Source organism: Bradyrhizobium sp. SSBR45G, assembly GCF_030159255.1.
Classification (GTDB): domain Bacteria; phylum Pseudomonadota; class Alphaproteobacteria; order Rhizobiales; family Xanthobacteraceae; genus Bradyrhizobium.
The window spans coordinates 1-12,793 of the sequence record NZ_BSCT01000008.1 but is presented as its reverse complement, the minus strand read 5'-3'; the positions used below and the strand labels follow the sequence as shown (position 1 = coordinate 12,793).

General features: G+C 65.2%; 6 protein-coding genes. 2 read left to right on the top strand and 4 right to left on the bottom strand.

Annotated elements, in window-relative coordinates; all coding sequences use genetic code 11:
• Nucleotides 1–16: 16 nt before the first annotated feature.
• Nucleotides 17–2,452 carry an NACHT domain-containing protein gene (locus QQL87_RS12460; protein ID WP_284418425.1) on the bottom strand — a complete coding sequence of 812 codons (2,436 nt, stop codon included), beginning with the start codon at nt 2,450–2,452 and terminating at the stop codon, nt 17–19.
• A gap of 761 nt (nt 2,453–3,213) precedes the next feature.
• Between QQL87_RS12460 and QQL87_RS12455 the strand changes: the two genes are divergently transcribed.
• Nucleotides 3,214–4,284 carry a DUF2336 domain-containing protein gene (locus QQL87_RS12455; protein ID WP_284418424.1) on the top strand — a complete coding sequence of 357 codons (1,071 nt, stop codon included), beginning with the start codon at nt 3,214–3,216 and terminating at the stop codon, nt 4,282–4,284.
• Nucleotides 4,285–4,295: 11 nt separating this feature from the next.
• On the opposite strand, the gene QQL87_RS12450 is transcribed toward QQL87_RS12455, so the two are convergent.
• From QQL87_RS12450 to QQL87_RS12440, 3 genes are all read right to left on the bottom strand, one after another.
• Nucleotides 4,296–5,057 (bottom strand): outer membrane lipoprotein carrier protein LolA, encoded by a 762-nt coding sequence (locus QQL87_RS12450; protein WP_284418643.1) that lies wholly within the window; start codon nt 5,055–5,057, stop codon nt 4,296–4,298.
• Between the two features lie 178 nt (nt 5,058–5,235).
• Nucleotides 5,236–7,707: a DNA translocase FtsK gene (locus QQL87_RS12445; protein ID WP_284418422.1), complete on the bottom strand. Its 2,472-nt coding sequence runs from the start codon at nt 7,705–7,707 to the stop codon at nt 5,236–5,238.
• An 11-nt stretch (nt 7,708–7,718) separates the two neighbouring features.
• Nucleotides 7,719–8,933: an aminotransferase class I/II-fold pyridoxal phosphate-dependent enzyme gene (locus tag QQL87_RS12440; protein ID WP_284418421.1), complete on the bottom strand. Its 1,215-nt coding sequence runs from the start codon at nt 8,931–8,933 to the stop codon at nt 7,719–7,721.
• Between the two features lie 825 nt (nt 8,934–9,758).
• Here QQL87_RS12440 and bamA point away from each other — a divergent pair.
• Nucleotides 9,759–12,263: an outer membrane protein assembly factor BamA gene (gene bamA / locus QQL87_RS12435; protein WP_284418420.1), complete on the top strand. Its 2,505-nt coding sequence runs from the start codon at nt 9,759–9,761 to the stop codon at nt 12,261–12,263.
• Nucleotides 12,264–12,793: the final 530 nt, after the last annotated feature.

The window sequence follows — 12,793 nt, the reverse complement described above, 5'->3', positions numbered from 1 at the left end:
GCTTGCGCGGTCAGAATCACAACGAGGTGGCGTCGGTGAACTGGTACGGCGAAATTCCATTGGCCAAGGAGAAATCGGCTCCGTCCAGCACGGCGCGTCGAAAGGTCGCGTTCGAGATGTTGGTGCCGTGCCAGCGCGTTCCCTGGAGATTCGATCGATCGAACGACACGCTGCAGGCTATGCAGTCGATGAACTCGGCGCCACGCAGGTCGCAATTCTCCAACGAGCTTCCAGTCAGGTCCAGCGCAACAAAGCGGGCGCGTATGAAAGATTGCCCCGAAAAATCGAACTTGATCAGTCGGGAGGCGCTGGGCTTTATGACCTCCGGTACCAGGGACGTATACTCGCGCCGCCAGTGCCAAAGCACAGAACGATCGGGACTACCGATGATGGATAGCAACGCCTGAGCATCGCAGGGGCCGCTCCATTCGATCTCAAATCGGTCGCCTTCGAGCGGACCTGTGCTGGCCAGGATCACGATGGCTACCTCCACGATGAAGTCCATCTCCATCCGCGCGGCACGACCGTGCCAAAGACGTTCACCGCTTGCGATCCGCCGAAGCAGGTCGAGTGCCGAGCGATTCGCTGCTACGATTTGCGGCCGTGGCCAGGACAGAACGGCATCATGGAGAAACCCCGCCATTTCATCGGTCATCGGCTGTGAAGCCAGGCCTTCGACGCGGTCGAACAACATGATCAGCCCGCCGCCACTCTTGAGAACCTGGGTCGCGGTTCTGCTCAGGTATCGAATGACCAGGAATTCACAAAAGCTCTTGTGGCTGAACTCGATTCCGACATTGTCGATATCGTCGTCCAGTCTCATGTAGAATGCGAGCAGCGCCTTGACGACCTCGCCCTCGGATATGAGACGTCTGAGGTCCGCCTCCGTGGTGCCGGTCGGTTCGCTCACACTGATCGCGCGGCTGGCGCTGGTCGCGCGTCCGCCATCGATCCAGGCTGCAATTGCAATGTTCTCCAGAACTTGCGCGATCGCCGGATCGGCCAAGAATTGCACGTCCTTTCGACCTGCGCGATTGTGCCAGTTCGAGATGATCCGCTTTAGGATGAATTCGTAGAGCTCGAAACGACTGAGACTCGTTATCCCCGTACTTTCGTAGATTCCGGTCAGCGCGATGATGTAGAGCAGCAGCGGCTCGGTGGACAACTCGGTCAGGCCGCGAGACCTGATGCCAAACGGCAATCTGGTATCGAGGCCGTTGGCTTCAGCCCATTGTCGCCACCAGATCGGACGCTGGTCAGGCAGGAGATGGCGGTCTTCTCCCAGCAAGCCGCGTTTGGTGATGAGATAAGGCTGCAGCTCCCACGTCTGATGCGGAGCCAGCGCCAACGTCGCCTCCGCCTTTTGGACGACCATGTCTCGCCCGACCACGATCGCCAGCGTATTCACATGTACCGAATTGCGGACCGCCAGCCAATTCTGGAGAGTCTTGATGAAGGCGCGGCTCTGTTCCAGCGCGGAGGCGCCCTCGCGTGACAGCTCATCGAGGCCATCGAAGACGACCAGAAGACGTCCGTCGGGGCGAAACAGATCGGGTTTGAAGTCGCTATCAGCAAGCCCAAATCGAGCAAGGCGGTCGCCGATGACGTTGGTCATATCGACCAGCCCGACGGGGGCATGCTGCAACGGAATCAGGATCACGTGAGCGATGCGGAGAGAGCGGCCGTCGGAAGCGGTGCCATGTCTGACGATCCTGCTCACCAGATGTTTCGTGAACGTCGATTTTCCCGAGCCGGGTCCTCCGCGGATCAGGCGTACCAAATCATAGGTTTCGATGTCGTTCAGAAGCCAAGTCTCGACCAGCGCTTCGAGGTCGTCCACGACGTTGACCAGGTCGGTGCGGTGATCAGCGCTCTTCTTCTGCTTTTCCGTCAGAAACGATTTCAGGTGCGGCGATCGCGTCAGCGTATCGCCATAGGAGGCCCTGAGGGGCACATACAGAAGGCTCAGCGGAATGTTGCAGCCGGGCGCCGGCAGGTCGATCAATCCCGACAATTCAGCCTTGTAGGGGGCCCACGGATCGTGAGACCTCGTTTCGGCGAGTCGGTCTGGATCCGCCGTTTCGGCCGACGCCTCGGATTGCTTGGGCGGCCATAACTGCGCTTGCAGATCGGCGATCGTTCGCGCCTTGTCGCTGCCGAATTGGGGGCAGTCAGCGAAAACGTCGATGAAGAGCGTCAGGCACAATTCGTAGAGAGAATGGCCGTTTGCGAGGCATTTGTGGTAGTCGTCATCGACCCAGCGAAGGATGCGCTCGTAGTTCGAAGCCTGTCGACCGTCGCGTTCGTGCTCGTAGCGTCGTTGGGCAATCGAATGGGCCCGGCGGTAGAGTTCGGCAAATGTCTTGAGCTCGCATTCGTCGATCAGTCTCTTGATCGTCTTTTTGCGTGCGGTCCGAGTGGCGACCTCGGAGCTTGAGCTGCTCGATTTCATCACCGCGCGGGCCCCGGGCAGGACGCTGGACGTCAGCAAGCACCCTACGATGCAGGACGAGTTGAAGACAATCAGGCGCGGAGCCTGACAACGCCGATTTCCAGATTTCTTCCGTCATTCTTCTGGGTCCCTTCGTCCACTTTACCGCTGAATGCGTGTCCTCTCCAAAGTCAGGTCGTGAGCATTTTGCGACCGCACAGAGAGCAGAGGAGATCTGTCATGGTGAGGTCATGTCGATTGTTACGCTGTGTTGTCTGCGTGCTGCTGGCGTTGAATGCCCTCGACGATCTGCGGCTGATTGAGGATTCGGATGTGGCCTACTTGGCGCTGGGGATTGCGGCCTGTAGTTCGCATTCCGAGCGGACAGGACTGGCACGCTGTCGAAAGCGGGGCCGCAGGCATGCAAGGCAGTCCCGGACGCTGAACGGATCGAAGGGCGTGCCGTCGCAAGAGACGGCCAGATCGGGCGGATAGATCGGGCCTGGATTGGCGGGCCATTCGCGTTCGGCTGGATCCTGAAGGGAGCTGAATCCGCCCCTTCAGGATTTTCCTCGCTCGGCCCGGATTGCACCGCATGCGCACGAACAAGAAGCGAACGGCCGGGGCAGCCGAGGAGAGGAGTCGTTAACGACGGATTCCAGCACCTTTATTCCGGGAACTGAGCTTAACGCCCCTTTAGCCCGGCCTTCGCATTCTCCTGCAAATCCATCATCGCGCGCGCCCCGTCATCGCCGACGGGCGCCACCCATGAGAGACCTGTGATGCCCCCAGCGCCTCCGGCAGCTGCCTCCGTCAAGACGTCAGCGGGCGAGGCGAGGACGGTGTCCGAGTTCGCCACGGACATGCTGCGCCGGACCACCAGCCTGTTCCTGGCCGGGCCGCGGCCGGCGCCCGAGGAGCAGCTCGATCTCTATGACCAGATGTTCGCGCGGCTGATGCCGCAGGTCGCGACCGACGTGCTGGCCGAGATGAGCATGGCGCTGGCCGGTGTCGAGCGCGCGCCTTACGCGACCGTCCGCCTGCTCGCGGTGCATCCCGACTTGCGCGTCGCCGGGCCGATGCTGGCCAAGGCGGCCGTGCTGACCGAGCGCGACCTGGCCGAGTTCGTCAGGACCTCCAGCCCGGCGCATCTCGTTGCGCTCGCCAGCCGCCGGGGCATCGGCGACAACCTCACTGCGCCGCTGATCGCGCGCGGCTTTCCGGCCGTGCGCATGGCGCTGGCGCAGAATCTCACGGCACGGCTGTCCGAGGACAGCTATCGCAGCCTGTTCAAGACCGCCGAGCGCGACGAGGATCTCGCCGAGAAGCTGGCACTGCGCGCCGACCTGCCGGCCAAGTTGTCGCGCGCCTTCGTCGCCGCCGCAAGCGAGGGCGCCCGCGCCCGCTTCATCAAGGCCGCGCCGCCGGCGACCCGCGCGACCCTGCAGGCCGCTCCGACCCGGTCGGCCGGCGCGGCGATGCGGGCGATGTGGGACTATGAGCCCGTCAAGGCCGAGGTCGCCGCGCTCAACCGCACCGGCAAGCTCGGCGACTCCGCCGTCAACCGCTTCTGCGTCACCGGCGATTTTCCCGCCGTGATCGCGGCGCTGTCCCTGCTGTGCGTCATCCCGATCGAGACGGTCGAATCGCTGCTGGAGGAGAGCCGCCTCGCCGATCTGCTGCTCGCCTGCAAGGCGGCGCGGCTGACCTGGGCTACCACCTCGATGATCCTGCGCGGACGCCCGAGCTGCGACGCGCTGCCGGTCGACGATCTCGACGAAGCGCGCAAGCGGTTCGAGAAGCTCGTGCTGTCCGAGGCGCAGTGGAAGGTCCGTGGATTGCAGGCGGGCTGACGGCCTTCGCCTCAGCCTGGCGGCGTGCCGTAGTTGGTGAAGTCGATCTTGAACATTGCCGGATCGAGCTTCTTGGTGGTGTCGAGATTATAGACGGCGATCGTCGTGTCGTAGCCCTGCGGATCGGTCACGGTCCACTGCTTGAGCTGGCCGTCCTTGGCGCCGAGCATCAGCATCATCCGGCTGGTGCCGATCAGCGCCTGCTTCTCCTCGATCGTGATCGTGACATAGAGGTCGTCGGAGGCGACTGCGATCACGTTGGTGTCCTTGAGCAGGTCGATGCGGTCGGACAACAGATAGCGCAGCGGCGTTTGCGACAGCGGATAGACGTCCTGCGTCGCCAGCTTGCGGTCGCGCACCACCAGCGAGGAGCCGTCGGCGATGATGTCGATCGGCGTCGGCGGCTCATATTCGAAGCGGACCTTGCCCGGCTTCTGAATGTAGAAGTCGCCCTTGGTCTTGCTGCCGTCGGGGCCGACCTGCACGAAGTTTCCGACCAGCGTCTGCAGCGACGACAGATAGGCACTAACCTTGGCCGCGACCGCCCTCTGGTTGGCGTCGAACGAGGTAAAGATGCTGGCCGGCACGTTGCGCCGGGGATCGGGAATGATCGGATTGGGCGGCGTGGTCTGGGCGGGGGCCTGGCCGCGCTGCTGGTCGGAGGCGCTGAGCTGGGCGCCGCTCTTGGCCCCGGATTTGGGGGCCGGCGAGGTCTGGGCGGCGGCATGGCCTGCGGCCCCGGTCAGGGTGACGGCGGCAATGGCGCATGCCACGAGCCGGGCGGTTGTGCGGCGGCCGTGCGCAGGCGAAAAGGGGCTGTTCGACAAGGGGCTTTTCAAAACGACGTCCTGATTCTTACGCGTTTCTATCGTGGTTCGGTCGGTCAGCGTGATCGTAATTGCGTGAAGTTACGACCCGGAAACGGCAGATCTGGGACCAAAAGGGCGCGGGTCAAAATCCGCCTTCTTCCTCGGGCACCAGGATCTCGCGCTTGCCGGCATGGTTGGCCTGGCCGACGATGCCTTCCTGTTCCATCCGCTCCATCAGCGAAGCAGCCTTGTTATAGCCGATCTGCAGCCGGCGTTGAATGTAGCTGGTGGAGGCCTTGCGGTCGCGTTTGACCACCGCCACCGCCTGGGCGAACAGGTCGTCGCCCCCGCCGCCCCCGCCCATGCCGGTGGCGTCGAACACGGCGCCATCCTCCTCGCTCGGCTCCTCGGCGGTGACGGCCTCGAGATATTCCGGCGAGCCCTGCGTTTTCAGGTGCTTGACGACCTTCTCGACCTCTTCGTCGGAGCAGAACGGGCCGTGCACGCGGCTGATGCGGCCGCCGCCCGCCATGTAGAGCATGTCGCCCTGGCCGAGCAGCTGCTCGGCGCCCATCTCGCCGAGGATGGTGCGGCTGTCGATCTTGGAGGTGACCTGGAAGGAGATCCGGGTCGGGAAGTTGGCCTTGATGGTGCCGGTGATGACGTCGACCGACGGACGCTGGGTCGCCAGGATCACGTGCAGGCCGGCGGCGCGCGCCATCTGGGCGAGGCGCTGCACCGTGCCTTCGATGTCCTTGCCGGCGACCATCATCAGGTCGGCCATCTCGTCGACGATGATGACGATGTAGGGCAGGGGATCGAGGTCGAGCTTCTCCTCCTCGTAGATCGCCTTGCCGGTCTCCTTGTCGAAGCCGGTGTGCACCGTGCGCGTCAGCTCCTCGCCCTTGTTGCGGGCTTCCGCCACCCGGGCGTTGTAGCCGTCGATGTTGCGCACACCGAGCTTGGCCATCTTCTTGTAGCGCTCTTCCATCTCGCGCACGGCCCATTTCAGCGCGACGACGGCCTTCTTCGGGTCGGTCACGACCGGCGTGAGCAGATGCGGGATGCCGTCATAGACCGAGAGTTCGAGCATCTTCGGGTCGACCATGATCAGCCGGCACTGGTCGGGCCGCAGGCGATAGACCAGGCTCAGGATCATGGTGTTGATCGCGACCGACTTGCCCGAGCCGGTGGTGCCGGCGATCAGCATGTGCGGGGTGCGGGCGAGGTCGATGATGATGGACTCGCCGCCGATGTTCTTGCCGAGGCAGAGCGGCAGCTTGGCGACGCTCTCGGTCGCCTCCTTGGCCACCAAGAGCTCGCGCAGATACACCTTCTCGCGATGCGCGTTAGGCAGCTCGATGCCGATGGCGTTGCGGCCGGGCACGACCGCGACGCGCGCCGACAGCGCGCTCATCGAGCGGGCGATGTCGTCGGAGAGGCCGATCACGCGGGACGACTTGATGCCGGGCGCCGGCTCCAGCTCGTAAAGGGTGACGACCGGGCCGGGATGCGCCTTGACGATCTCGCCGCGCACGCCGAAATCCTGCAGCACGCCTTCCAGCGCGCGCGAATTCGCCTCGAGCTCGCTCTTCGACAGCGGCTGGCGATCCGAGGATTTCGGCGCCGCCAGCATCGAGACCGACGGCAGGTCGTATTTGTCGTTGGACTTGCGCGCGGGGGCTTTCGGCGCTGGCTTCTTCTTCGCGCGCGGCGCGGGCTCTTCCTCTTCTTCCTCCTCGTCCTCGCCGGTCTCGTCCTCGTCGCCGCCGTCCTCATCGATCTCCGGCGCCAGCGTCGGCTTCGAACGCTTGGCGCCGAGGCTCGGCTCCTGGCGGCCGGCGGCGGCGCGCGGCTGCGGGCCGGAGGAGACCAGCGCGCGATAGGCCGTGCTGAGGAACCAGCCGACCTGCGCCTTGGCGCTCATGATGGCATGGAACACCCAGCCGAGCCGGATCGCCTTGCGGTCGTCGTCATCCTCGGCTTCCGACAGCGGCGTGTCGTCGTCCTCGTCGGCGAGCAGGCTCGGATCGGCGTCCTTTGCGCCCAGGCCGCCGGCGACCAGCAGGCAGCCGATCATCGCGACGAGCAGCAGACTGCCGAGCACCAGCCGGTAGACGATTCCGGGCGGGCCGAACACCACCGCCGGCGCCCGCACCAGCGCGTCGCCGACGACGCCGCCGAGGCCGGTCGGCAGCGGCCAGGCATGCGAGCGCGGCCAGCAGCTGGCGAAGCCCGCGGCGATGATCGCGCCGAGTATCCAGGCGCCGAAGCGCAGCGCCTCGCGATCGAACGGCCGGTGCGTCATCATCCGCCAGCCGCGGACCGCGAGCGGCAGGATCGCCATGATCGCGCCGAGGCCGAGAATCTGCATCAGCAGGTCGGCGCTGATCGCGCCGGGATAGCCGACGATGTTGCGGATCGCGCGCGAGGTGGCGTGGCTCAGGCTCGGGTCCTGCACCGACCAGGTCATCAGCGCCGCGGCGACCGTGCCGCACAGCGCGATCAGGCTGAGGCCGGCGAGCTCGCGCAGCCGCTTCACCAGCGCGTCGCGCAGCGACGTCGGCAGATGGTTGACCAGGGGAATGACTCGTTCGATCGCCGGCATGTGCATCAGCCCCGCGATTACCCGAGCGCCTCGACCAGCCGGTGCAGCGCCTCGCCGGTCGAGGCGGCATCGGCCACCAGCGCCAGCCGGATATAGCCTGTGCCCGGATTGAAGCCGTCGGCCTGCGGCCGCGCCAGATAGCTGCCGGGTACCACGCGCACGCCGGCGTCGCGATAAAGCTTCACCGTGACGTCCTCGTCGCTGCCGCGGTCGGCGACGTCGAGCCAGACGCAGAACCCGCCGTCGGGCCGTTGATAGCCGTAGCGGTTGCCGATGATCTGGTCGGCGAGATCGAACTTGGCGCGGTACAGCCGGCGGTTCTCCTCGACATGCGCCTCGTCGGCATAGGCTGCGACTGCGACGTGCTGCAGCGGCACCGGCACCTGCGGCGCCGCGACATTGCGCAGCTCGTGGAAGCCGGCGAGGAATTGGCGATCGCCGGCGGCGAAGCCGATGCGCATGCCCGGCACGTTCGAGCGCTTCGACAGCGACTGGAACGCGACGACGTTGCGATAGTCGGGGCCGGCATGCTCCAGCATGCTGCCAGGCGCCTGCCGGGTATAGATCTCCGAATAGCATTCGTCGCTGAAGATCAGGAAGCCGTAAGCGTTGGCGAGCGCGACCAGCTTGCGCATGTAGTCCGCTGATGCCACCGACCCTTGCGGATTGGCCGGCGTGGCGATGTAGAACGCGACCGTGCGCGCCAGCGTCGCCTCGTCGATCGCGTCGAGGTCGGGCAGGAAGCCATTGTCGCGAATCGTCGGCAGATAGATGGAGTCGCAGCCGGCGGTGCGGGCGCCGACGCCATACACCGGATAGAACGGATTCGGCATCAGGATCGCAGGCCGGCCGCGGCGGGGGCCGACATGGCGGAGCGCGGCATGGGCGGCGAAGAACAGGCCCTCGCGGCTGCCGTTCAGCACCAGGATCTCATGCTCGGGATCAACAGCGCGTGGCAGCGCGAATCGGCGCGACAGCCAGCCGCTCGCGGCCTTGCGGAACGGCTCGATGCCCTTGGCCGCGGGGTAGCGGCCGAAATCGGCGATATGCTGCGCCAGCACCGGTCCGACGAAATCCGGCACCGGATGCTGCGGCTCGCCGACGGCGAGCGTGATCATCGGCTTGCCCGGAGGAAAGGGGGCGAGCAGCTCGTTCAGCCGCGCAAACGGCGAGCGTTCGCTCTCCGAATGGCTGGCGCCAGCGGGCGCGGGGGATGAAGCGGTCATTGCCATACGTAAAACGCGCGCCAAACCAGTTGAAGCCGCCGATCGCCCAGGAACCGGTGCCAGTGTGGTCACCATAGGTGGGGCGAGGTTAAGACGCGATTAACCATCGGTGCTGCCGACCGTTTTGATCGTTTTTCCGTGCCCGATCCAGAGGCAATTTCGCAACAGCGGCCGACATTGTGGCGATTCGCGATGAGCCGCGGGGAACCGTAGGGTGGGCAAAGCGGCCGCCGAAGGCGGTGGCGTGCCCACCATCGGGCCGTGCGTTCGCGGTCAGACGGTGGGCACGGCGCCACCGCAATCTCGGATGGAGAGGCAGCGCGACCGCGCCTTTGCCCACCTGGCGGTCCGTCGATCGCGGCGTCTATGCGATGGAGAAAAAACGGGCGGCCCGGTGCGCCGGAATAAGTATGGGAATCTGTGCGCACCGGGCCTTGGCCGAACTACTTGGGGGCTTAGTTCGGATGAGAAGCAGATAGCACGGTCGTTTTTCCGGCGTATTGCCGGTGTTCGCTGATTTGTAGAATTTGATGTCGGAACACGCGGAATGCGGCGACGGCCGGCCAATTGCTTAACGAAGATGTCCGCCGCGACCGTGGCTTTCCGATCCCAGCGCGGACGCCATACTTAATTAGTTGTCATCGGGCCCGCGGGCCGTGCCGGCCGCGCAAGATTTCCGGCCGGAAACATCCAGCCACGCTCAGCATCAATCGACATTTCGCGAAATGAGATTGGCGCATCTCGACCATGTTTGACGGGCATCACCGATTCCCATGGCGTGCCGATCTATGCGCGGCGCGCCCAAGGACTCTGACTTTCGAAAGAGCTTCGATGATGCGTCTGAGACTGCCGGGCGTGCTTGCCCTGATGCTGCTGGCCCTGCCCGTTTCGTCGCTGCCCCGCATGGCGGTCGCGGCGCCCGCCGTTGCCGCGACCTCGATCACGGTCGAAGGCAACCGGCGTATCGAAGCCGACACCATCCGCTCCTACTTCAAGCCGGGTCCGTCGGGCGCGCTCGACGCGGGCCAGGTCGACGACGGCCTCAAGGCGCTGATCGAGACCGGGCTGTTCTCGGACGTCAAGATCGACCGCCAGGGCGGCCGGCTGGTCGTGCGCGTGGTCGAGAACCCGGTGATCGGCCGCGTCGCCTTCGAGGGCAACAAGAAGGTCAAGGACGAGCAGCTCACGGCCGAGGTGCAGTCGAAGCCGCGTGGCACGCTGTCGCGGCCGATGGTGCAGTCGGATGCGCAGCGCATCGCCGAGATCTACCGCCGCTCCGGACGCTACGACGTCCGCGTTACGCCGGAGATCATCGAGCAGCCCAACAACCGCGTCGACCTCGTGTTCACCGTGGCCGAGGGCGTCAAGACCGGCGTGCGGTCGGTCGAATTCGTCGGCAACAGCGCCTATTCGGCCGCACGCCTGCGCGACATCATCAAGACCCACGCGACGAACTGGCTGAGCTTCCTCGGCAACAACGACGTCTACGATCCCGACCGCGTCGAGGCCGATCGCGACCTGATCCGCCGCTTCTACCTCAAGAACGGCTATGCCGACGTCCAGGTCGTCGCCGCGCTCACCGAATATGATCCGGATCAGAAGGGCTTCCTGGTCACGTTCCAGATCGAGGAAGGCCAGCAATATCGCGTCGGCTCGGTGGAGTTCCAGTCGAGCGTCGCGGCCCTGGACAGCAACAGCCTGCGCTCCTATTCCCGAGTCAGCGTCGGCGGGCTGTACAATGTCGAGCAGCTCGAGAAGTCGGTCGAGGAGATGCAGATCGAGGCGTCCCGCCGCGGCTTTGCCTTCGCCGTCGTGCGGCCGCGCGGCGATCGCAACATCGAGGCACACACGGTCGCGATCGTGTTCTCGGTCGACGAGGGCCCGCGCACCTATATCGAGCGCATCACGATCCGCGGCAACACCCGCACCCGCGACTACGTGATCCGGCGCGAGTTCGACCTGTCCGAGGGCGACGCCTACAACCGTGCCCTGGTCGACCGCGCCGAGCGCCGGCTCAAGAACCTCGACTTCTTCAAGGAGGTCAAGATCTCGACCGAGCCGGGCTCGTCGAGCGACCGTGTCATCCTGGTGGTCAATCTGGAGGAGAAGTCGACCGGCGACTTCTCGATCTCCGGCGGCTACTCGACCACCGACGGCGCGCTCGCCGAGGTCTCGATCTCCGAGCGCAACTTCCTCGGCCGCGGCCTCTTCGCCAAGGCCGCCGTCACCTACGGCCAGTACACCCGCGGCGTGTCGCTGTCCTTCGTCGAGCCCTATCTGCTCGACTACCGCATCGCGCTCGGCCTCGACGTCTCCTATCGCCAGCAACTCGCCAACTCCTACACCAGCTACGGCACCCGCACCGTCGGCTTCAGCCCGCGGCTCGGTTTCCAGCTGCGCGAGGACCTATCGCTGCAGCTGCGCTACTCGCTGTACCGGCAGGAGATCACGCTGCCGTCCTATCTGGCGAACTGCAACAACAACGCCGCCAATACGTCGCTGGCCTTCAATCCCACCCCGGCCTACATCGCCAGCGTGCTCGGCGGCGTCGATCCGACCAATTCGACCACCTCGGGCGTCTACGGCTATGGCTGCTACGGCGACGGCGAATCGTCGTTGCCGGTCCGCAAGGAGCTCAATGACGGCGCCGCGCTAACCTCGGCGCTGGGCTACACGCTGACCTACAACACGCTCGACAACACCAAGAACCCGACCGACGGCCTCTTGATCGACTGGCGGCAGGATTTCGCCGGCGTCGGCGGCAATGTCAGCTATCTGAAATCGGCGGTCGACGCGAAGTACTTCACGCCGCTGATCTCCGATATCGTCAGCGTGATCCATCTGCAGGGTGGCATCCTGAACAAGATCGGCGACAAGGACCTGCGCATGCTCGACCACTACCAGATGGGTCCGACGCTGGTCCGCGGCTTTGCCACCAACGGCATCGGCCCGCGCGACATCACCTATCGCGCCTTCGGCGCGGCCGGCGATGCGCTCGGCGGCACCAAATATTGGGGCGCCTCGGCCGAGCTGCAGATGCCGTTCTGGTTCCTGCCCAAGGAAGTCGGCCTGAAGGGTTCGGTCTATGCCGATGCCGGCTCGCTGTGGGGCTATCAGGGCCCGACCTCCTGGGCCGCGACCGGCGAGGTCAACACCGCAACCTGCAAATGCGGCCTGCAATACGACGACAGCAAGGTCATCCGTTCGTCCGTCGGCGTCGGCCTGATCTGGGCCTCGCCCTTCGGCCCGCTCCGCTTCGACTACGCGGTGCCGCTGTCCAAGGGCAAATACGACATCGTGCAGGAATTCAGGTTCGGCGGCGGCACGTCGTTCTGAGGCCCTGACGCTCAACACAGAGACGGTGCGCTCCCCTCCCCCTCTTGCGGGGAGGGGTCGGGGGTGGGGGGACCACGAGTCGCGCTCTCAATGAGGGACCGAACTCCGTCGCCGATGATCTGTCGATGGTGCTCGGCGGGCCTTGCTGCTCGATGCGACACCCGCCACCGAGTTCAGCGCCTGCGGACCCCCACCCCCAACCCCTCCCCGCAAGGGGGAGGGGAGCAGACCGCCGCCGTCGGGACAGCTCGACTGAAATGACTGCGCTGCCGACACGCAGCGAGTGGCCCGGAGCATGATGCCTGCCGTCATTGCGAGCAGCGAAGCGACGAAGCAATCCAGAGTTCCGCCCGGAGCCCTGGATTGCTTCGCTTCGCTCGCAATGACGGTGGCGTTGGCAGCATGCCTGTCATGTGCAAACTGCCCGTCGTGTTAGTTTGCCGCAGCAATTGGCCTTGTGTCGTCGGGCAAATCTCCTGCACATTTCCGCGCGTCCCTGCTGCCGCATGAGGGGCGTTTCGCGACCGTCA

Bases quoted from the DNA above. Each gene is read 5' to 3' on its own strand.
- QQL87_RS12460 (WP_284418425.1), bottom strand. From the start codon at position 2,452: ATGAAATCGAGCAGCTCAAGCTCCGAGGTCGCCACTCGGACCGCACGC.
- QQL87_RS12440 (WP_284418421.1), bottom strand. From the start codon at position 8,933: ATGGCAATGACCGCTTCATCCCCCGCGCCCGCTGGCGCCAGCCATTCG.
- QQL87_RS12455 (WP_284418424.1), top strand. From the start codon at position 3,214: ATGCCCCCAGCGCCTCCGGCAGCTGCCTCCGTCAAGACGTCAGCGGGC.
- QQL87_RS12445 (WP_284418422.1), bottom strand. From the start codon at position 7,707: ATGCACATGCCGGCGATCGAACGAGTCATTCCCCTGGTCAACCATCTG.
- bamA (WP_284418420.1), top strand. From the start codon at position 9,759: ATGATGCGTCTGAGACTGCCGGGCGTGCTTGCCCTGATGCTGCTGGCC.